19 protein-coding genes and 5 tRNA genes are annotated in these 22,500 nt (G+C 34.2%); 1 reads left to right on the forward strand and 23 read right to left on the reverse strand.

What is annotated here, in order from left to right; all coding sequences use genetic code 11:
• Window positions 1–106: 106 nt before the first annotated feature.
• The 23 genes from rpoC to DFQ02_RS08175 all read right to left on the reverse strand — a co-directional run bounded on the left by rpoC (window position 107) and on the right by DFQ02_RS08175 (window position 21,376).
• Entirely contained in the window at window positions 107–4,408 is a 4,302-nt protein-coding gene (rpoC, locus tag DFQ02_RS08065) for a DNA-directed RNA polymerase subunit beta' (RefSeq protein ID WP_116523921.1), read from the reverse strand.
• 29 nt (window positions 4,409–4,437) lie between these two features.
• Complete coding sequence (gene rpoB, locus DFQ02_RS08070) at window positions 4,438–8,250, reverse strand: DNA-directed RNA polymerase subunit beta (RefSeq protein ID WP_116523922.1); 3,813 nt, start codon at window positions 8,248–8,250, stop codon at window positions 4,438–4,440.
• A gap of 126 nt (window positions 8,251–8,376) precedes the next feature.
• Window positions 8,377–8,757, reverse strand: coding sequence for a 50S ribosomal protein L7/L12 (gene rplL / locus DFQ02_RS08075; RefSeq protein ID WP_116523923.1), 381 nt, complete (start codon window positions 8,755–8,757; stop codon window positions 8,377–8,379).
• A gap of 66 nt (window positions 8,758–8,823) precedes the next feature.
• The gene (rplJ, locus tag DFQ02_RS08080) at window positions 8,824–9,345 is read right to left on the reverse strand and encodes a 50S ribosomal protein L10 (protein WP_116523924.1); all 522 of its coding nucleotides are present in this window, start codon (window positions 9,343–9,345) and stop codon (window positions 8,824–8,826) included.
• 23 nt (window positions 9,346–9,368) lie between these two features.
• Entirely contained in the window at window positions 9,369–10,058 is a 690-nt protein-coding gene (gene rplA, locus DFQ02_RS08085; protein ID WP_116523925.1) for a 50S ribosomal protein L1, read from the reverse strand.
• Window positions 10,059–10,075: 17 nt separating this feature from the next.
• Complete coding sequence (rplK, locus tag DFQ02_RS08090) at window positions 10,076–10,513, reverse strand: 50S ribosomal protein L11 (RefSeq protein WP_116523926.1); 438 nt, start codon at window positions 10,511–10,513, stop codon at window positions 10,076–10,078.
• A gap of 73 nt (window positions 10,514–10,586) precedes the next feature.
• Window positions 10,587–11,141 (reverse strand): transcription termination/antitermination protein NusG, encoded by a 555-nt coding sequence (gene nusG, locus DFQ02_RS08095; RefSeq protein ID WP_116523927.1) that lies wholly within the window; start codon window positions 11,139–11,141, stop codon window positions 10,587–10,589.
• A 9-nt stretch (window positions 11,142–11,150) separates the two neighbouring features.
• Complete coding sequence (gene secE, locus DFQ02_RS08100; protein ID WP_116523928.1) at window positions 11,151–11,345, reverse strand: preprotein translocase subunit SecE; 195 nt, start codon at window positions 11,343–11,345, stop codon at window positions 11,151–11,153.
• A 15-nt stretch (window positions 11,346–11,360) separates the two neighbouring features.
• A tRNA-Trp gene (locus DFQ02_RS08105) sits at window positions 11,361–11,433 on the reverse strand.
• Between the two features lie 65 nt (window positions 11,434–11,498).
• Complete coding sequence (tuf, locus tag DFQ02_RS08110) at window positions 11,499–12,686, reverse strand: elongation factor Tu (protein WP_116523929.1); 1,188 nt, start codon at window positions 12,684–12,686, stop codon at window positions 11,499–11,501.
• Between the two features lie 67 nt (window positions 12,687–12,753).
• Window positions 12,754–12,825: transfer RNA gene (locus tag DFQ02_RS08115), tRNA-Thr, on the reverse strand.
• A 59-nt stretch (window positions 12,826–12,884) separates the two neighbouring features.
• Window positions 12,885–12,957, reverse strand: a tRNA-Gly gene (locus DFQ02_RS08120).
• 35 nt (window positions 12,958–12,992) lie between these two features.
• A tRNA-Tyr gene (locus tag DFQ02_RS08125) sits at window positions 12,993–13,075 on the reverse strand.
• A gap of 45 nt (window positions 13,076–13,120) precedes the next feature.
• A tRNA-Thr gene (locus DFQ02_RS08130) sits at window positions 13,121–13,194 on the reverse strand.
• A gap of 101 nt (window positions 13,195–13,295) precedes the next feature.
• A complete protein-coding gene (gene hpf / locus DFQ02_RS08135) occupies window positions 13,296–13,598 on the reverse strand; it encodes a ribosome hibernation-promoting factor, HPF/YfiA family (RefSeq protein ID WP_116523930.1) in 303 nt (100 codons plus the stop codon).
• Between the two features lie 37 nt (window positions 13,599–13,635).
• Window positions 13,636–14,523, reverse strand: coding sequence for a tyrosine-type recombinase/integrase (locus DFQ02_RS08140; RefSeq protein WP_116523931.1), 888 nt, complete (start codon window positions 14,521–14,523; stop codon window positions 13,636–13,638).
• An 83-nt stretch (window positions 14,524–14,606) separates the two neighbouring features.
• Complete coding sequence (gene rpsU / locus DFQ02_RS08145; protein WP_116524139.1) at window positions 14,607–14,801, reverse strand: 30S ribosomal protein S21; 195 nt, start codon at window positions 14,799–14,801, stop codon at window positions 14,607–14,609.
• Between the two features lie 218 nt (window positions 14,802–15,019).
• Window positions 15,020–16,189 carry an acyl-CoA dehydrogenase family protein gene (locus DFQ02_RS08150; RefSeq protein WP_116523932.1) on the reverse strand — a complete coding sequence of 390 codons (1,170 nt, stop codon included), beginning with the start codon at window positions 16,187–16,189 and terminating at the stop codon, window positions 15,020–15,022.
• 11 nt (window positions 16,190–16,200) lie between these two features.
• Window positions 16,201–17,070 carry a ComEA family DNA-binding protein gene (locus tag DFQ02_RS08155; RefSeq protein WP_116523933.1) on the reverse strand — a complete coding sequence of 290 codons (870 nt, stop codon included), beginning with the start codon at window positions 17,068–17,070 and terminating at the stop codon, window positions 16,201–16,203.
• Between the two features lie 17 nt (window positions 17,071–17,087).
• The gene (locus tag DFQ02_RS08160; RefSeq protein WP_116523934.1) at window positions 17,088–18,710 is read right to left on the reverse strand and encodes an alanine/glycine:cation symporter family protein; all 1,623 of its coding nucleotides are present in this window, start codon (window positions 18,708–18,710) and stop codon (window positions 17,088–17,090) included.
• A 95-nt stretch (window positions 18,711–18,805) separates the two neighbouring features.
• A complete protein-coding gene (locus DFQ02_RS08165; RefSeq protein ID WP_116523935.1) occupies window positions 18,806–19,840 on the reverse strand; it encodes a potassium channel family protein in 1,035 nt (344 codons plus the stop codon).
• A gap of 3 nt (window positions 19,841–19,843) precedes the next feature.
• Window positions 19,844–20,068, reverse strand: coding sequence for a PspC domain-containing protein (locus tag DFQ02_RS08170; RefSeq protein WP_116523936.1), 225 nt, complete (start codon window positions 20,066–20,068; stop codon window positions 19,844–19,846).
• Window positions 20,069–20,104: 36 nt separating this feature from the next.
• Entirely contained in the window at window positions 20,105–21,376 is a 1,272-nt protein-coding gene (locus DFQ02_RS08175) for a DUF2851 family protein (protein ID WP_116523937.1), read from the reverse strand.
• Between the two features lie 159 nt (window positions 21,377–21,535).
• Here DFQ02_RS08175 and DFQ02_RS08180 point away from each other — a divergent pair, with 159 nt between their 5' ends.
• On the forward strand, window positions 21,536–22,405 hold the full coding sequence (locus tag DFQ02_RS08180; protein ID WP_147297750.1) for a hypothetical protein: 870 nt from the start codon (window positions 21,536–21,538) through the stop codon (window positions 22,403–22,405).
• Window positions 22,406–22,500 lie beyond the last annotated feature (95 nt).

Raw genomic sequence — 22,500 nt, forward strand, 5'->3', positions numbered from 1 at the left:
TTTGTTCTCTTAGAGGTTTTACCCCTTTAAGACCCCGAACATGTTCGGGATAAATTCGACCAACTTAAATCACAGCACCTTCTGCTTGTGAGATTAGAGTCTTCATTTAATTATAATTCAACTCTTGCTTTACTTGCATCATTTCGTCAAATTCTTCTTTAGAACCTACAATGATATCAGAATAACTTCTCATACCTGTACCAGCTGGAATTCTGTGTCCAACAATTACATTTTCTTTGAGTCCTTCTAAATCGTCAATTTTACCTGCAACAGCGGCTTCATTTAGAACCTTGGTAGTTTCTTGGAAGGATGCGGCAGAAATAAATGACTTCGTTTGAAGTGATGCTCTTGTAATACCTTGTAATATTGGTGTAGCAGTTGCTGGTTTAGCATCTCTAGCCTCAACAAGCTTTTTATCCTCTCTACGTAATATAGAGTTCTCATCTCTTAACTCACGTGGTGTTACTATTTGACCCGCTTTAAGATTTACAGAATCACCCGCATCTTCAATAACCTTCATTCCGAAGATATCATCATTTTCCTTGATGAAATCTGCTTTATGAACTAATTGATCTTCTAAGAAAATAGTATCTCCTGAATCAATAATCCTTACCTTACGCATCATCTGTCTTACAACAACCTCAAAGTGTTTATCATTAATTTTCACACCTTGTAAACGATATACTTCTTGAACCTCGTTTACTAAATATTGTTGCACTGCAGATGGTCCTTTAATATTTAAAATATCATCAGGAGTTACAGAACCATCAGATAATGGCATACCAGCTTTCACATAATCATTTTCTTGAACAAGAATCTGATTAGATAACTTAACTAGGTATTTCTTAATATCACCTGTTTTAGATTCTACTATAATTTCACGATTACCACGTTTGATTTTTCCAAAAGAAACAACACCATCAATTTCACTAACAACTGCTGGGTTAGATGGGTTACGTGCTTCAAATAGCTCTGTAACACGTGGTAAACCTCCTGTAATATCGCCTGCTTTAGCAGACTTTCTAGGAATTTTAACCAATACTTTACCAACATTAATTTTCTCACCATCATCAATCATTAAGTGAGCACCTACTGGTAAATTGTATGAGCGTATAGTTTCTCCCTTACCATCCTCAATGTGAATGGTAGGAATTAATTTCTTATTTCTAGATTCTGAAATTACTTTTTCTTGGAATCCAGTTTGCTCATCAATTTCAACTTGATATGTTATACCTTGCTCAATATTTTCATATTTAATTTTACCAGCAAATTCTGAAATAATAACACCGTTGTATGGATCCCAAGTACAAACTACATCTCCTTTACTTAATTTTTGTCCGTTCTTAATTAAAAGATTAGAACCGTAAGGAATATTGTTAGTACTTAAAGTAATACCTGTTTTCTCATCAACTAACTTAACTTCAGATGTACGAGAAATCACAATATCAACTTCATTACCTTCATTATCAAGACCTTTAACAGTCTTTAAGTCTTCAATTTCAGCAATACCATTAAACTTCACAGCAAGTTTGTTATCTTCAGAAATGTTACCTGCAATACCACCTACGTGGAATGTACGTAAGGTTAACTGTGTTCCAGGTTCACCAATAGATTGCGCGGCAACTACACCAACTGCCTCACCACGTTGTACCATTTTACCAGTAGCCAAGTTGCGACCGTAACATTTAGCACAAATACCCTGTAAAGCCTCACATGTTAATGCTGAGCGTACTTCAATACTTTCAATTGGAGAATCTCCAATAACTTTAGCTATATCATCATCAATTAATTGACCCGCTGAGGCTAACAATTCATCTGTTAATGGATTATGAACATCATTTAAAGAAACACGACCTACAATTCTTTCTTCTAAAGTTTCTACAACTTCATCATTTTTCTTTAATGCTTCTACTTCAACACCTCTTAAGGTTCCACAATCTTCAGTGTTAATGATTACATCTTGAGACACATCAACTAAACGACGTGTTAAGTAACCTGCATCTGCTGTTTTAAGAGCGGTATCGGCAAGTCCTTTACGTGCACCATGCGTAGAGATAAAGTATTCTAAAATTGAAAGTCCTTCTTTAAAGTTAGAAAGGATAGGATTTTCAATAATCTCTCCACCTCCGGCATTAGATTTCTTTGGTTTTGCCATTAACCCGCGCATACCAGTAAGCTGACGAATTTGTTCTTTAGAACCACGAGCTCCAGAATCTAGCATCATGAACACAGAGTTAAACCCTTGCTGGTCTTCACGAATACGCTTCATAGAAAGTTCTGTTAACTCAGCATTAGTAGATGTCCAAATATCAATAACTTGATTATAGCGTTCGTTATTGGTAATAAGTCCCATGTTATAGTTACCTGTAATACCATCAACTAAACCGTTAGCCTTATCTATCATTCCTTGTTTTTCCGGTGGAATAATAATATCACCTAAACTAAACGATAAACCTCCTTGAAAAGCGAATTTAAATCCTAATGTTCTAATAGAATCTAAGAAATCTGCTGTCTCAGGAACTGAGGTAACCTTCAAAATGTTTCCAATAATATCTCTTAAAGACTTTTTAGTTAACACTTGATTTATGTATCCAGCAGCTTGAGGAACATGTTGATTAAATAACACACGTCCAACCGTGGTTTCAACAATCATTCTATCAAGTTTTCCTTCATCATTTAAATCAATGGTTCTTACTTTAATACCCGCATTTAAATCAACTCTCTTCTCGTTAAAAGCAATAACAACCTCTTCAGGCGAATAGAATGTTAATCCTTCTCCTTTTACTGGCATTTCAGGAGTTGACTTACGCTCCTTTGTCATGTAATATAACCCAAGAACCATATCCTGAGATGGAACCGTTACTGGCGAACCATTGGCAGGGTTTAAGATATTGTGTGATGCCAACATTAATAATTGACATTCTAAAATAGCCTCTGGGCCTAATGGTAAGTGAACCGCCATCTGGTCACCATCAAAATCCGCATTAAATGCTGTACACACTAATGGGTGTAATTGGATAGCTTTACCTTCAATTAACTTAGGCTGAAACGCTTGAATACCTAAACGGTGTAAAGTGGGAGCACGGTTTAGTAATACTGGGTGTCCTTTAAGAACATTTTCCAAAATATCCCAAACCACTGGCTCTCTTTTATCTATAATTTTCTTTGCAGATTTTACAGTTTTTACAATACCTCTTTCAATTAATTTTCTAATTACAAAAGGTTTATAAAGTTCTGCAGCCATATTTTTTGGCAATCCACACTCATATAATTTTAATTCTGGACCAACAACAATTACAGATCGTGCTGAATAATCTACACGTTTACCAAGTAAGTTTTGACGAAAACGCCCTTGCTTACCTTTTAATGAATCTGACAATGATTTTAATGGTCTGTTAGAATCTGTTTTTACTGCAGATGATTTACGCGTGTTATCAAATAATGAATCTACAGATTCTTGTAACATACGTTTTTCATTACGTAAAATTACCTCCGGTGCTTTGATTTCAACCAAACGCTTTAAACGATTGTTTCTGATGATTACTCTTCGGTACAAATCATTTAAATCAGATGTAGCAAAACGGCCACCATCTAATGGAACCAACGGACGTAATTCTGGTGGAATAACAGGGATCACCTTCATAATCATCCACTCTGGACGATTTTCACGATTATTGTTAGACTCACGTAATGCTTCAACAACTTGCAAGCGCTTTAGAGCCTCTGTTTTCCTTTGTTTAGAGGTCTCTGTATTTGCCTTATGACGTAATTCATAAGACAACGATTCTAAATCAATTCTTGCTAAAAGCTCAATTAAACATTCAGCTCCCATTTTAGCAATGAACTTTTCTGGGTCTGAATCATCTAAATATTGGTTTTCTTGTGGAAGTGTTTCAAGAATATTTAAGTATTCTTCTTCTGTTAAGAAATCCATTTTTTGTAATGGTTCCCCATCTTCGTTTTTTGCATTACCAGGTTGAATTACTACGTAACGTTCGTAATAAATAATCATGTCTAATTTCTTAGACGGTAACCCTAATAAATAACCTATCTTGTTTGGTAAAGAACGGAAATACCAAATATGTGCGACAGGTACCACTAAATTTATGTGACCTACTCTATCTCTACGTACTTTTTTCTCGGTAACTTCAACACCACAACGGTCACAAACAATACCTTTATATCGAATTCTTTTATACTTTCCACAAGCACACTCATAGTCTTTTACTGGACCAAAAATACGCTCACAAAACAAACCATCACGTTCTGGTTTGTGTGTACGATAATTGATAGTTTCTGGTTTTAAAACCTCACCTCTAGATTCTGCTAGAATAGATTCTGGTGATGCTAAACCAATTGAGATTTTATTGAATCTCTTAACTGTATTTTTATCTTGTTTTCTTGCCATAATATATGGATGAAATGATTTTTAATTTACTACTCCTCTAATCTAATATCTAATCCTAAACCTTTTAATTCATGCATTAATACATTGAATGACTCAGGTAAACCTGGATCTGGCATTGGCTCACCCTTAACAATACTCTCGTAGGTTTTAGCTCTACCAATTACATCATCAGATTTTACAGTTAAAATCTCACGTAAGGTACTTGATGCCCCATAAGCTTCAAGTGCCCAAACTTCCATCTCACCAAAACGCTGACCACCAAATTGTGCTTTACCACCAAGCGGTTGTTGCGTAATTAATGAGTAAGGTCCAATAGAACGAGCATGCATTTTATCATCAACCATGTGTCCTAATTTCAACATATAGATAACACCCACCGTTGCTGCTTGATCAAATCGTTCACCAGTTCCTCCATCGTATAAATAAGTATGACCATATCTTGGAATACCTGCCTCATCAGTTAATTCGTTAATCTGATCAATTGTGGCTCCATCAAATATAGGTGTTGCATACTTTCTACCTAATTTTTGACCCGCCCAACCAAGAACAGTTTCATAAATTTGACCAATATTCATACGAGAAGGTACCCCCAATGGATTTAATACAATATCAACAGGAGTTCCATCTTCTAGGAATGGCATATCTTCTTCACGAACAATACGAGCCACAATACCCTTATTCCCGTGACGGCCTGCCATTTTATCTCCCACTTTTAGTTTACGCTTTTTAGCAATGTAAACTTTAGCAAGCTTAATAATTCCAGCCGGTAATTCATCTCCAACAGAAATAGTGAACTTCTCACGTCTTAATGCTCCTTGAAGATCGTTTTCTTTTATTTTATAGTTGTGGATTAAATCGTCAACCAACTTATTGGTATGATCATCTGTAGTCCACTTTCCAGCAACTAAATGAGCATAATCATCAACAGCATTTAACATTTTTAAAGTGAATTTTTTACCTTTTGGTAATACTTCTTCGCCTAAATCATTATAAATACCTTGAGCCGTTTTCCCATTAACTATATTAAATAATTTATCAACCAGAACAGCTTTTAAGTCATCAAACTTTCTGTCATATTCTGCTTCTAATGCTAAAATATCATCTTTATCTTGTGCTCTCTTACGTTTATCTTTAACAGCTCTAGCAAATAATTTTTTATCAATTACAACACCGTTTAATGATGGTGAGGCTTTTAAAGAGGCATCTTTTACATCTCCAGCTTTATCACCAAAAATAGCACGCAATAATTTCTCTTCTGGAGTTGGATCAGACTCACCTTTTGGTGTAATTTTACCAATTAAAATATCACCTGGTTTTACTTCTGCACCAATACGAATCATTCCATGTTCATCCAAGTCTTTTGTAGCCTCTTCCGATACATTTGGAATATCGTTTGTTAACTCCTCGTTCCCTAATTTGGTATCTCTAACTTCTAATGAATACTCATCAATATGAATGGATGTGAAGATATCTTCGCGAACAACTTTTTCAGAAATAACAATAGCATCCTCAAAGTTGTAACCTTTCCAAGGCATAAAAGCAACTTTCATATTTCTACCTAGTGCTAATTCTCCTTGTTGGGTAGCGTATCCTTCACAAAGTACTTGACCTTTAGTAACTTTATCTCCTTTTTTAACAATAGGCTTAAGGTTAATTGAAGTGCCTTGGTTAGTTTTTCTAAACTTAACTAATTGATAGGTTTTAACGTCTGAATCAAAACTCACTTTTGCTTCATCTTCAGTACGATCATATCTAATTTGAATTTCATTAGCATCTACATAAAGTACTTCTCCAGACCCTTCAGCGTTAATTAAAACACGAGAATCTGATGCTACTTGACGCTCAAGACCAGTACCTACAATAGGTGCATCTACTCTTAATAATGGCACCGCTTGACGCATCATGTTAGATCCCATTAACGCACGGTTTGCATCATCATGCTCTAAGAAAGGAATTAATGATGCTGAAATAGATGAAATTTGATTTGGAGCAACATCTGTATAATGAAGCTCACTTGGATCAACCACTGGGAAATCACCTTCTTGACGTGCAATAACTTTATCATGAAGAATTTTACCAGTTTCATCAACCTTTACAGTTGCTTGAGCAATCATTTTTTCTTCTTCCTCTTCTGCACTTAAATAAATAGGATTTCCTTTAATATCTACAACACCATTTTCAACAGGGCGATAAGGTGTTTCAATGAATCCCATTGAGTTCACTTTCGCGTATACTGATAATGAAGAAATTAATCCAATATTTGGCCCCTCAGGAGTTTCTATAGGACAAAGTCTTCCATAATGAGTGTAATGAACGTCACGAACCTCAAAACCAGCTCGTTCTCTTGAAAGTCCTCCTGGTCCTAGAGCTGATAAACGACGCTTGTGAGTAATCTCTGCTAACGGATTGGTTTGATCCATAAACTGAGACAATTGGTTTGTACCAAAGAATGAATTTATAACAGAAGATAGTGTCTTCGCATTAATCAAATCAATCGGTGTAAACACCTCATTATCACGAACATTCATACGCTCACGAATGGTACGAGCCATACGTGCTAAACCTACTCCAAATTGAGATGACAACTGCTCACCAACAGTACGTACACGACGGTTTGATAAGTGATCAATATCATCAATCTCTGCTTTAGAGTTAATAAGTTCAATTAAATATTTTATAATCGTAATGATATCATCTTTAGAAAGCACTTGCTTATCCATTCCAATATCAAGACCTAATTTTTTGTTCATTCTGTAACGCCCAACTTCACCAAGAGAATAACGTTGGTCTGAGAAGAATAATTTATCAATTATACCTCGAGCCGTTTCCTCATCTGGTGGTTCAGCATTACGTAATTGACGGTAGATGTGCTCAACAGCTTCTTTTTCAGAATTTGTTGGGTCTTTTTGAAGCGTATTGTGAATAATAGCATAATCTCCTTGCTCAGAGGTTTCTTTATGTAAAAGAATGGCCTTAACTTCTGCTTCTAAAATTTCCTCGATATTGTCTTTATCAAGCACAGTATCACGGTCAAGCACAATTTCATTACGCTCTATAGATACAACTTCTCCAGTATCTTCGTCTACAAAATCCTCATGCCATGTGTTAAGTACACGTGCTGCTAATTTTCTTCCTAAGTATTTTTTTAACCCCGTTTTAGATACTTTAACTTCTTCAGCTAAATCAAAAATCTCTAAAATATCTTTATCACGCTCAAAACCTATAGCTCTGAATAACGTTGTTACAGGTAATTTTTTCTTTCTATCAATGTAGGCATACATTACCTGATTGATGTCTGTAGCAAACTCAATCCAAGAACCTTTAAAAGGAATGACCCTTGCTGAGTATAATTTAGTTCCATTTGCATGGAAAGATTGCCCGAAAAATACCCCTGGAGAACGGTGTAACTGAGATACTACAACACGTTCAGCACCATTAATTACAAAAGTTCCACTAGGCGTCATATAAGGAATAGTTCCTAAGTACACATCCTGAACAATGGTTTCGAAATCCTCATGTTCTGGATCTGTACAGTATAATTTTAACCTTGCCTTTAAGGGTACACTGTAAGTAAGTCCTCTTTCAATACACTCTTCGATAGTATATCTTGGTGGATCTATGAAGTAATCTAAAAATTCTAAAACAAATTGATTTCGAGAATCTGTGATTGGAAAGTTTTCCATGAAGGTGTTGTATAAACCTTCGTCACCTCTTTCATCTGATTTTGTTTCTAATTGGAAAAAATCCTGGAAGGATTTAATTTGAATATCCAAGAAATCTGGATATTCTGTTCTATTTACAATAGACGAGAAATTTAATCTTTCAGCTTGTGTTGACAACATCAATGAACGGAATTTTGATTAAAAAAATATGAAAATAGCGTATGTATTCTTTATATACGCAAAATGGTTTAGGTCTTAGAGATCAACTCTCCAGACCTAAACCTTTGTGTTTTTAGGTTATTAAGCTTACTTAAGCTCAACCTCAGCTCCAGCTTCTTCTAATGAAGCTTTTAAGCCTTCTGCTTCGTCTTTAGAAACACCTTCTTTAATAGCGCTAGGTGCCTCATCAACTAATCCTTTAGCCTCTTTAAGACCTAATCCAGTCAATTCCTTAACTAACTTAACTACAGCTAATTTAGAAGCTCCAGCTGCTTTAAGGATTACGTCAAATTCAGTTTTTTCTTCTGCAGCATCTCCGCCAGCAGCAGCACCTCCACCAGCAGCAACAGCTACAGCTGCAGCAGCAGGCTCGATACCATACTCATCTTTTAATATAGTAGCTAACTCATTAACTTCTTTTACTGTTAAGTTAACTAATTGTTCTGCGAAATCTTTTAAATCTGCCATTTTTCTATCGTTTTAAAATGTTTTTTTTAATAATTTATTTTTGTAAAAAGTGCGTACTGTTTAATTCTATCCTTCTTTTTCAGATAGTGTTTTAATAATACCAGCCAGTTTTCCTCCACTTGATTGAAGCGCTGAAACAACATTCTTAGCAGGAGATTGTAATAATGTAATAATGTCTCCAATCAACTCTTCTCTAGATTTGATATCTACTAAAGTGTCTAACTGCTCATCACCAATGTAAATAGCTTCCTCAATAAAAGCGCCTTTTAACAAAGGCTTATCCGACTTTTTTCGGAAGGTTTTAATTAACTTTGCTGGTGCATTACCTGTTTCAGAATACATCACAGATGTATTTCCTTTTAAAACAGAAGGAAGGTCTCCAAAATCTTTATCAGAAGCTTCCATTGCTTTTTCAAGTAATGTATTTTTAACTACAGCCATCTTTACGTTTGCTTTAAAAGCAGCACGACGCAAATCTGAGGTTGTTCCTGCGTTTAACCCTGAAATATCTGTTAAATAGATATTTGTATTGTTAGCTAATTCTACAGTTAACTCCTCAATTACTTGTGATTTTTCCTCTCTTGTCATAATAAAAGTTTTAACTATTTAAATTAACCAACTTTAGGATCAACAGCTACACTAGGACTCATTGTAGAAGACATGTAGATGCTTTTTACGTAAGTTCCTTTTGCCGCAGTTGGCTTAAGTTTTATTAATGTTTGAATTAATTCATTTGCATTTCCTGCAATTTTATCAGCACTGAATGATGACTTACCAATAGCAGCATGAACAATACCAGTTTTATCAACTTTAAAGTCAATTTTACCAGCTTTAACTTCACTTACTGCTTTTGCAACATCCATAGTTACTGTACCTGTTTTTGGGTTAGGCATTAAACCACGAGGACCTAAAATACGTCCTAAAGGGCCTAATTTACCCATAACGCTAGGCATCGTGATGATTACATCAACATCTGTCCAGCCATTTTTAATTTTATCAAGGTACTCATCTAACCCCACAAAATCGGCACCAGCTTCTTTAGCTTCTGCCTCTTTATCTGGCGTTACTAATGCTAATACTTTCATATCTTTACCAGTACCATGAGGCAATGATACCACGCCTCTTACCATTTGATTTGCCTTTCTTGGATCAACTCCTAAACGAACTGCTATATCTACAGATGCATCAAATTTTGTATTGGTAATTTCTTTAACTAATGCTGAAGCTTCACTTAGTGAATAAAGTCTTCCTTTTTCAATTTTCGCTACAGCTTCTTTTTGCTTTTTTGTTAATCTTGCCATTTTTAATGTTTTAAAGATTAATTAGGAAATTGTCCTGTTACAGTAATTCCCATAGATCTTGCTGTACCAGCAACCATTTTCATAGCAGATTCTAAAGTAAATGCATTTAAATCTTGCATTTTATCTTCTGCAATGGTTTTAATCTGATCCCAAGAAACTTTAGCTACTTTTTTTCTGTTTGGTTCACCAGAACCTTTCTTCACCTTGGCCGCTTCTAATAATTGTACTGCAGCTGGAGGGGTCTTGATCACAAAATCAAAAGACTTATCCTTGTAAACAGAGATAACAACTGGTAACACTTTACCAGCTTTATCCTGAGTTCTAGCATTAAATTGCTTACAAAACTCCATGATGTTTACCCCAGCAGCACCTAGAGCGGGTCCTACCGGTGGCGATGGATTCGCTGCACCTCCCCTAACTTGTAGCTTAACTACTTTACTTAACTCTTTTGCCATTTTTAATAATTTAGTTTGATACGATTCTTTGTATTTGGAAGCTCAAGAACGCACCTATATAGTGTAACAATTATTATACTTTTTCTACTTGCATATAGCTTAATTCTAATGGAGTTTTTCTTCCGAAAATCTTAACCATTACTTCTAGCTTACGCTTTTCTTCATTTATTTTCTCGATAGTACCATCAAAACCATTAAACGGACCATCAATTACCTTAACCGTTTCTCCTTTAGTAAACGGAATAGCTACATTAGCTGTTTCTTCTAAAGATAACTCATCAACCTTTCCTAACATTCTATTCACTTCAGACTGTCTTAAAGGCACAGGATCTCCTCCTTTTGTTTCACCTAAAAATCCTATGACATTAGTAACCGATTTGATGATATGAGGAATCTCTCCCGACAAATTAGCTTGAATCATTATATATCCTGGGAAGTAAACTTTTTCCTTACTTATTTTTTTCCCATTGCGAATTTGAATCACTTTTTCTGTAGGAACCAATACTTGATCAACATAATCTTGTAAACCTAAACGAGCTATTTCATTCTCTATATAGGTTTTAATTTTGTTTTCTTGACCACTTACAGCCCTAACAACGTACCATTTTTTTTCACTCACTTCAGACATAACTTTTTATTATTTGAGTAAGTCATAGTAATACCCAATAACCGTAGCAAAAACCTCATCTACTCCCCATATTGCTAATGAGAAAATAATTGAAAATACGGCAACCAACACTGTTAAACTTTGAGCTTCTGCCCAAGTAGGCCAACTTACGTTAGTTTTAAGTTCGTTAAATGATTCTTTTATATAATTTACAAATCCTGCCATTTATAATTTTATTTGCACGGGTTGAGAGACTCGAACTCCCGACACCTGGTTTTGGAGACCAGTGCTCTACCAACTGAGCTAAACCCGTAAACATAAGTCAAGGTATTCCGAAAAAAACCGGAATACCTTTAGCTTACACTATGTTTAACTGTATTAGTCTAAAATTTCAGTTACCTGACCAGCACCAACAGTTCTACCACCTTCACGGATTGCAAAACGTAAACCTACATTCATTGCAATTGGTTGAATTAATTCAACAGTGATAGTTAAGTTATCTCCAGGCATTACCATTTCAACTCCATCAGGTAAAGCAATGTTACCAGTTACGTCAGTTGTACGTACGTAAAACTGTGGACGGTAATTGTTATGGAATGGTGTATGACGACCACCTTCTTCTTTTTTAAGGATATAAACCTCTGCTTTAAACTTAGCGTGAGGCGTTACAGATCCTGGCTTAGTAATTACCATACCTCTAGAGATTTGATTTTTATCAATTCCTCTTAATAAGATACCTGCATTATCACCAGCTTCACCTCTATCTAATATTTGACGGAACATCTCAATACCTGTAATAGTAGAAGTTAACTTCTCTGCACCCATACCAATAATTTCTACTGGATCACCAGTTTTAGCAATACCAGTTTCAATTCTACCAGTAGCAACAGTACCACGACCAGTAATAGAGAATACGTCTTCAATTGGCATTAAGAAAGGCTTATCCATATCACGTACTGGCTCTTCAATCCAAGTATCACAAGCTTCCATTAATTCTAATACCGTATCCACCCATTTTTGCTCACCGTTAAGAGCACCTAAAGCAGAACCAGAAATTACAGGACCATTATCACCATCGTACTCATAGAATGATAATAAATCTCTAACCTCCATATCAACAAGCTCTAAAAGCTCTTCATCATCAACCATATCAACTTTGTTTAAGAAAACAACGATACGAGGAATACCTACCTGACGACCTAATAAGATGTGCTCACGAGTTTGTGGCATTGGACCATCAGTAGCCGCAACCACTAAAATAGCACCATCCATTTGAGCTGCACCAGTAACCATGTTCTTTACATAATCGGCGTGACCTGGACAGTCAACGTGTGCATAGTGACGATTAGCTGTTTGATACTCTACGTGAGAAGTATTAATTGTGATACCTCTTTCTTTCTCTTCTGGAGCATTATCAATTTGGTCAAACGATTTTGCTTCTGAAAATCCAGCATCAGCCAAAACTTTAGTAATAGCTGCTGTCAAAGTTGTTTTACCGTGATCTACGTGTCCAATAGTACCTATATTTAAATGTGGTTTTGAACGATCAAAAGTTCCTTTTGCCATGTTAAAATAATTTAATCTTAGTTATATAATAATATTAGTGTATTCTAATTCTTTTTTCAAAAAATTGAGCCAACGACGGGATTTGAACCCGTGGCCTCTTCCTTACCAAGGAAACGCTCTACCCCTGAGCTACGCCGGCGTAAAGTGTTTACATCCTCATTTAAATTAAATGAGATTCCTGCCTTCGCAGGAATTTAGAGCGGGAGACCGGGTTCGAACCGGCGACATTCAGCTTGGAAGGCTGACGCTCTACCAACTGAGCTACTCCCGCATTTTGCAAATTTCAAAAACTTGCTTGGTTTTTTGTGGGAAGAGCAGGATTCGAACCTGCGAAGGTGAAAACCAACAGATTTACAGTCTGTCCTCGTTGGCCGCTTGAGTATCTTCCCATTTTTAAATTTGTCAATATTTTAAAGAACTTTTTTCTTCTTTTGAGCCGATAGAGGGACTCGAACCCACGACCTGCTGATTACAAATCAGCTGCTCTAGCCAGCTGAGCTATATCGGCTTTTTTACACATTTTTGTGCATAAAAAAAGTCCGCTATTTCTAACGGACTGCAAATGTATTGATTTATTTTTGTATTCAAAACATTTTTTTAAAAATTTTACTATAAATGTGCTCTTAGTTTTTCCTTTCGTTTTTTGAGTTGTCTCTCTAAAGATGAAGTGGCCATATCAACACCTTCTTCAAAGGTTTTACATTGCTTTTTAACAACAAGACTATCTCCTGGAACACTAAGTCTAGCTTCAAAAATTTTATTCTCCTTGTCACTTGTGTTTTCTACCTTTAAATAAACATCTGATTTAATAACCTTATCATAAAACAAATCTAATTTATCCATTCGTTTTTGAATGAAATCTAAAAGCTTTTTGTCTGCACTAAAATTAACTGATTGGGTGTTTACCTTCATACTTTTCTTTTTATGGTTAGACAATAATTTCTTGCTGCTATTTCTTACTTCTGGGGTGCGCTTCAATATGCACTTTTTTTAATTCGGCTATACTATTGTGAGTGTATATTTGTGTAGCAGCCAAACTAGAATGTCCAAGAAGTTCTTTAACAGCATTGATATCGGCACCTTGGTTTAGCAAATGGGTTGCAAAAGAATGCCTTAGTATGTGAGGACTTCTTTTGACTTTAGAAGATGCCTTACTAAAATAGTTATTTATTATTCTGTAAACAAGTGTTTCGTATATTTTTGCTCCTTTTTTTGTTAGAAATAAGTTATTTCTCTCTTTAATATTTTCAAGCTTGTTTCTCTCAATTAAATACTTTAACATGGTTTCTTTTACAGAGCCTAATAACGGTACCAAACGTTCCTTATTTCTTTTCCCCAAAACCTTTAGCATATTGTTATTCAAATCTAAACTTGACACTCTTAAGTTTACTAACTCAATCCTTCTAATTCCAGTAGAGTAAAACAGTTCTATTATTAATTTATCTCTAATGCTTTCAAAGTCGTTTTCCTGAAATTCATCTAAAACATTAAATATTTCAGTTTCAGAAAAAGGCACTTGTATTTTTTTACTAGTTTTTAGAGCTTTATGTTTTGCTAGTGGGTTTATTTTTAAGGAACCTACTTTTAACAAAAACTTATAGAACGTGTTGAGTGCAGATATTTTTCTGTTGATGCTCTGATTTGCAATACCATTCTCTACCATATAAACTATCCAACTTCTTATTTGTGTATAGTTTACGTTTTCTATATTAGTGCTTTGAAATTCTTTACTAACAAATTCTGAAAAGTTTTCTAGATCTTTTCGATAAGCATTTACAGTTAATTGAGAATACTTTTTCTCTAATAGTAGATAATCTGTAAATGATTTAAGAGACATATGATGAGTTAAATGTACGAAGTTTTGGGCACAAAAAAAACCCCACTCATAGTGGGATTTAATTCTTATAAAGATGCATGAAATTAAATTTCTTCTGCGTCTCTTAATCTTTGAATGTATTGGGCTTTTTGTATTTGCGCTCTACGAGCTACTGAAGGCTTAGTAAACTGCTTTCGAGTTTGTAATGCTCTTTTTGTACCAGTTCTATCAAATTTTCGTTTATAACGCTTAAGCGCTCTATCTATATTTTCTCCTTCTTTTATTGGTATAATTAACATAGTTCTTAACCTCCTCTCTTTTAGTATTCCGTTTGTTTCTAAAACGGGCTGCAAATATAAAAACTAATTAATAATTAACAATTAAAAATTAGTTTTATTTAAAGCATTGTAAAAGCAACAGCAATAGCACCATTTTTTCCATGCTTAATTAATTGAATATTTAGAAAAATATGCTAGAAAACAATATTTTACGCTTACACAATATTTGCCAAGTAAACTTATACTTTGAGTTTATACTCTTTTTTATCGATGACCATCTTAGACAAGATTTCTTTTAGAATCTCAGATGTTCCTCCTCCTATTGGCCCTAATCTACTGTCCCTTAACATTCTTGCTAATGGATAATCTTCCATGTAACCATAGCCTCCTAAAAATTGTAAACACTCATAAATGACATCATCCGCCATTTTAGTAGATTTTAGCTTAGATATTGAAGCCTCTTTTACCACATACTCGCCTTTATCTAACCTAGCCGCAATTGAGTAATTATATGCTTTACAAATTTCCATGTCAGCATACATATCTACATATCTATGACGTAGAGCCTGAAACTTATTCAATTCTTTACCAAATGCGGTTCTTTCAGACATGTAGTTTAAAGTATACTCTAAGGCAAATTCTGCTCTGGCATGTGCATTAATACCCATTACTAAGCGTTCTAAGGAAAAATGCTGCATGATATATGAAAAACCTTTGTTTTCCTCTCCCAACAGATTACTTGCCGGTACTTTTACTTTATCAAAAGCAATTTCGGCGGTATCAGATGCTCTCCAACCTAACTTATTCAATTTTGTTGCAGAAATACCTGATGCATCTCTGTCTACAACAAAGATACTTATCCCTTTATTACCAATATCTGGGTTTGTCTTGGCGGCGAGTACCAAATAGTCACTGTAAAACCCATTAGTAATAAAGGTCTTTGAGCCATTTATTATGTATGAGTCCCCATCTTTAACAGCAGTAGTTCTCATTCCAGCAACATCACTTCCTCCAGAGGGTTCTGTGATGCATAGGCACCCCAGTTTGTCTCCTGAAATACTTGGCACTAAATATTTTTGTTTTATTGCTTCACTACCTTCTGCATTAAGATGTGTCATAGCTAAATAAACATGCGCCCAAACAGCTGCTGCAAATCCACCTGAATTTATTCTTTGAAGTTCTTCCTGAAGTATAACTGTGTAAAAGATATCAAGATCTGATCCACCATAAGCTTCTGGGTAATGAATACCAAAGAAGCCCATATCTCCAATTTTTTTCCAAATAGTTTTAAAGTCAATTTTACCTTTTTTTTCCCACTCATCTATATGGGGAACTACTTCCTTTTTTAAAAAATTTCGTAGGCTATCTCTAAAAAGTTGATGTTCTTCATTGAAGTACATACTGCTCATAACAATTATTTTTATTCAAGGAACAAATATAATTGAATTATCTCTAATTTATTTACGGGAAAGTCTTTAACTTTTGTTAAATCAGTTAAGGATTTATAGCCCTCTCTCAATACTCGCTGTTCAATAATATTATGAGCAATCTCGTAATCTATATATTGTATCGTAACAAGCTCTTCAACCGTTGCTTTGTTCAAATTCAATTTTTTAATAGGTCTAGGTGTTTTTACTGTAAACTCATTGGTTAAACGTTGAATAACTTCTGGGGTTAAACCATAAACATCTTGCAACTGAACATCTGCAATAAAACCACCAGCAAATTTACTTCTGTAATTTATTATTCGTTCAGAAAGAACCTTCCCAATACCATTTACTCTCTGGAGTTGAAATGCTGTTGCTTTATTTAAATCTTGCTTTTGGGTAAATGTTTTAAGTTTTGAATTTAGATGGAAAACTGTTTTTGATTTTAATGAAGAGTTGTTAACCCATTCTGGAAATTTAAAATAAGGAGAAATAGTGTTTAATAGTGAATCTGAAACTTTTGTAACCTGTTGAAATTGTTTTGTAGAGTTTATCCATTGACCTTGTTTTCTAAATTCAAGTAATCTGTCAATTTCCTCATTAGACATTCCTAAACAAGCTCCTTTATAGTCTGTAATGTAATTAGGATTAAAAGGAAATATTTTTGGCTTTCTAGCATCTATTTCAATTTGCTTAAGCGAATCTATTTCATTCTGAAATTTTGCTAATTCTTCTTTATTTATTTTAATATCATTAGAGGCAAAATCTATGAAAAAATAAGCACATTGAAAAAAAACAATGAGTAGAATTAATAAAAAAATCCCATTTCGTTGTTCTTTAGTAAACGTGAAATGGGATTTCATAGCCATCAAAATTATTATTACATGTGTTTGGTAAGATCCTCAGCACCTTCATCTAAAGCATCATGCTTTACATTTATGGCTTTCATATATTTTTTAAGTTCTTTACTAATAATTGGAGACAACACAATTACCCCAATTATGTTAGGAACTACCATAGCAAAAATCATGGCATCAGAGAAATCTATAACTGCACCAAGACTTATGGATGAGCCCACAACAACAAAAAACAAGAACAATATTTTATAAATTAAATCGCTCACTTTTCCTTTACCAAACAAAAACACCCAACCTTGCATACCGTAATAAGACCATGAAATCATAGTTGAAAATGCAAACAATATTACGGCTATGGTCAATATGATTGAAAAATGAGGAATTACACTGTCAAAAGCGATTGCTGTAAGTTCCACACCTTCTTTAATTGGCACACCGTATTCCATAAAACTACCATCAAAATTAGTTATCACTATTACCAAAGCTGTCATAGTACAGATAACTACGGTATCAACAAAAGGTTCTAGTAGAGCGACGATACCTTCACTAGCAGGATACTTTGTACGTACAGCAGAGTGCGCAATGGCAGCACTACCTACTCCTGCTTCATTGGAAAAAGCGCCTCGCCTTATACCTTGAATCATTACACCTACTAATCCTCCAGCTATTCCTAATCCTGAAAAAGCTCCCTCATATATCAGTTTGAAAGCATCATCAATCAGACTCCAATTAGCTCCAAGAATTATTAAAGCTGCTAAAACATAAATCCCCGCCATGAACGGAACAATTTTTTCGGTTACCGAAGCTATACGTTTGATACCTCCAATAATGACAATTGCAACAATTATAGCCATTACAATTCCGAAATACATACCAGCGTTATCACTTTCAAAATTAAAAAGTTTTATAAACTGTGCTGCTGCTTGATTAGCTTGAAACATATTTCCGCCACCAAATGATCCTCCAATGACAAAAATAGCAAACAACACGGCAAGCACTTTACCAAGAGGCTTTATTCCTTTCTCTGCAAAACCTTTTGTTAAATAATACATAGGTCCTCCGTAAACCGTTCCATCTTCACCTACATCTCTATATTTTACACCTAAAGTACATTCAGCAAACTTAGAAGCCATACCTAAAAGCCCTGCTAATATCATCCAAAAGGTTGCTCCAGGCCCACCAATAGAAAGCGCAACAGCTACACCAGCAATATTACCTAGACCAACAGTTGCTGACAAAGCTGCAGTTAAAGCCTGAAAATGTGAGACTTCTCCATGAGCACTATCATCTCTTAATGTTTCAATAATATTATGATCAACATTATCCGTAGGGTCTCCATACAAGGTATCAGCTCCGTGTTTTTCAATATCTTCATATTTACCCTGTACCACTCTTAAAGCTGTTCTAAAACCCGAAACATTTATAAAACGAAAATATATTGTAAAAAATATAGCCCCTCCAATTAACACAATTAACACCCATGGTATTTGATACTCTTCAGAAAATGGGATTTCGTAAAAAATTGCATCAACAAACCACCCTGTATAATCTTTGAAAGTTCTATCAATCTTTTCGGAAGTTGTTTCCTGAGCATAAGTTAAAAATGGTAAAATGAGTGTTAAAACAGAAAGAATATATTTCTTCATAATATTTAAGGTTCTGTAATTTTCTTCTAAAATGTTGCCAGTAAAACAGGCAAGATGCTAAAAATAATTGACTATATAAAATTTAGCTTAGTTAATTAACCATTTTCAATTTCGATATCGAAGGCGGTATTTAACTCTTCTATTTGCTCTGGGCGACCTAATACAATGATCTTTGAATTTACTTCTAAAACCATTTCTGGTTCTGGATTTACGGTATACTCACCATTTGAACTTTTGTAACCAATAATAGTACAACCCGTTCTTTTTCTTAAATCTAAATCCTTTATGGTTCTAGCTTTTCTAGAGTTATATAACTTTTCAACAGCAACCTCTTCAATATTAATGTTAGATTCCCCAACAATCGATAAATTATCAATAAACTCCATTAATCCAGGAACAACTACCAAAGATGCCATGTGATCTCCACCAATCATATCTGGTAAAATTACATTATTAGCACCAGCGAACTTCAACTTTTTATATGATGATTCTTGGGATGCCCTACTTATTATATTGATTTTGTTGTTTATCTGTCTTGCAGATAATACTACAAATAAGTTATCGGCATCATTTGGTAAGGCCGAAATAAAACTAGAGGCTCTGTCTACCCCAGCTAACAATAATGTTTCATCTTCATTGGCATTTCCAATTACGTAAGGCACATCATCTGCACGTAAACGCTCTTCAACTTCCTTGTTTTTTTCTATTACTACAAAAGATTTATTATGAGCCGTAAGTTTTCTTGCAGCTTGCTTACCGTTCCTTCCATAACCACAAATTATTACGTGATTATTAAAACCATCAATTTGTTTTTGCATCTTTTTTTGTTTTATTTCTTCAATGTCATTTTTACTTAGGATGTACTCTGTAATTATTGATATGGCATAACCTACAATAACAACACTTGCTAGAATTAAGAATATGGTGAAAATTTTAGCTTGCTCATCTAAGGGCTCTACTTCACCAAAACCAACCGTGGTCATTGTTATTACGGTCATGTAAAGGGCATCAATCCATGAGTAGTTTGATATTACCATAAAACCTGCAATACCAACTAGCATTAAAACAACTAGTAGTGTTAGGGCGGCATATATTTTTGATCTAAAAAGTCTTATTAACGGATTACTCATACACTACAAATCGAAAACTGATGAACGCTTGGTATAAATTAAATCTTTAATACGCATCCAAAATGCCAAAAACAAATACAATGCAAACCCAAAACCAACAGTAACAAAAGTTAAATACATAAAAGTAGTGCGTACCACCTTTGCCCTAATTCCTAGCCTATCAGCTATTCGCTGACATACATAATACCCATGCTTTTGAAAAAAATATAATGGCCTGTAAATATTCATGCTGCAATTTAAACTTTACTTCAGAAGTTTAAAAGTTTATTTATTTAAAATTGTATTCCCTATAGCACATTGTAGGCATCTATTATTATTACAATACTTTGTTTTTAATTGAATTAGAGCTTGCGATTGCAATGCCGTTTTTGAAACTTGTTTTAAATTATTAAAGGCTGAAACAATACTATTCTTTTCTGATTTTATAGCATTTGAAATATCCATGATAATATTTTCGGAAGTTTCTCCCTTTTGTTTTGAATAAGCAAACTTTACAGGTAAAATAGTATTTACAAGTAGCAAATTGATAAATGATTTTGTTAATACCTTTTTGCTTGATTTAGATGTCTTTTGAAATGTATAATGATTTGTCCAATACTCTGAAGTTGCAAGGTTAAACAACTCATAGAAACCATCAATAGCTTGGGTTTCTATTATTTTTGAAAATAGGCCTTGTTGCGTGTTATATAAACTTGCTATTTGCGACAACCTAATGGTTGGAAAGTTTAACGGGCGTAACCTAAAAAATTTTAAAGGTAATACTGAATGGTTTTGTAAATTGAATTTCTGCTTTAAAAAATGATACTCTTGCTTTAAACTTAAAAAGTAAGCACCTTCAATATCATCATTTAACAAACCAGCTTGACCAAACAACAGGGCTTCCATAGTATGTTGTTTGGATTGCACTTTTCTAATAATTGAAAAATCAATGGAATGTGCCAAACTTAAAAAGGATTCTCCATTTATGTTCAACCCAAAATTTTTCATCAACATTCTAAATAATACAGCTTCCCAATCATTCTTAGTATCTTGAAGTAGTTGATTGATATCGTTAGCTTTTCGTTCTAAACGTTCAAAGTACATTCGTTCCAACCAATTATATAAAATAAAGTCATCAATGTTAGCAAAATCACTTTCACAGTTTATCCATTTATCCTGTTTGATAAAAAGGTTTTTGTAATTATATAAAACCTCGTTCTCTACCAATCCTTTTAGTTCTAAAGCAGGGATAATAGAATTATCTTTTCTAAATACTTGAGTATCATCTTCCCAAACTACATGCAAAATAACATTGTCATACGCTTTGTCATTTTCATGGCTATGTAAAAACCAATCGGATGATTTAATATGAATTTCCACGTTTCCCGCCCAAAGTTGATCTCCTATTATAATTTGAGCATTAAAAAAGTCAGGTCCAGAATTTACGTTGTGATCTCCAAAAGATTTAATCAGTATATGCTCTCCTTGGGTACTTTTTAGATTGTTCAATCGAAACTTTTTAAATTTCCATAAGTAGTGTAAAAAGTCTTCTTGCATAAATTAAAGGTAGTAAATTCTTACTGAAAGTATAAAAAACATATGATTTGGTTTTGACAAATTTTCTACTATCTTAGTTATAATATTACAATCTGCTGTAAATCAATTTTTTGTCCTCAACAATTTATAAATTAAAGTAATTGATTTTAAATGTGTAAAATGGTGACTTTTAGAAAATATTGGGTAATACAAAATATTCTATTACTATTACTAGTTGTGTTTCAAGGGTTAATTATTTCAGACGTTTTTTCGCAACCTTATGTTGACCCAATACAAATGCGGTATACCTATGCGTTAAAAAACAGAAATGCAGAAGCAACGCCTTTTAATCACTTATGGACTGGAAGTGATATTCCTGTTGAGATTAAAAAAAATACCTACTTACTTTTTAGTCCTTATTATGAATTATGGCAAATTGAATCTGACTCCAATAATGAGATTGGTGTGAACTTAGAGTCCCTCGCACTAGCAGCAGGTATTATATTTCCATTAAAAAACCCGAAATGGTCTCTCACTATGTTACCTATCTTGAGATGGAATGGCGAATATCTTTTTCAGAGTAATAGCTTACAATTTGGCAGCGTTGCTTTTGCTACATATACATTAAAACAGAAGCAAAAATTTCGATTGGGGATTTACACTAATAAAGAATTTTTCGGTCTTTTTGTTGTTCCTCTTATCGGAATTGACTGGAAGATTGATGAAAAGAATTATCTTTTTGGAATACTACCGGGACGACTTAGTTATGAATATCAATACAATGGTAAGACTTATATAGGTGCAACATTCAGATCTATAACAAATAGTTACAGACTAATCAATTCAGAATTCATAAGACTTGATGATAACCAAATTTCTGTGTATATAGATTACTACATCTCTAAAACAATCTGTATCTCCTTTGAACCTGGTTATGGGATTTTTAGACAAATGCGTAAAGGCGTCAATAACAAAGACTATTTTTCTTCTATTAATTGGGGAGACGGACCTATTATTAAACTGAGCGCATCTTACAGAATACGTCTCTAAACTAGCATTCTCAATGTGAAATATTAGCCACTCATATTTTAAGTCTCATACTCATAGAAATAATAATACAAAAAAATAAGTCGACAAATAGCCTC

Source organism: Seonamhaeicola aphaedonensis (genome assembly GCF_003386195.1).
Taxonomy (GTDB): Bacteria; Bacteroidota; Bacteroidia; order Flavobacteriales; family Flavobacteriaceae; genus Seonamhaeicola; species Seonamhaeicola aphaedonensis.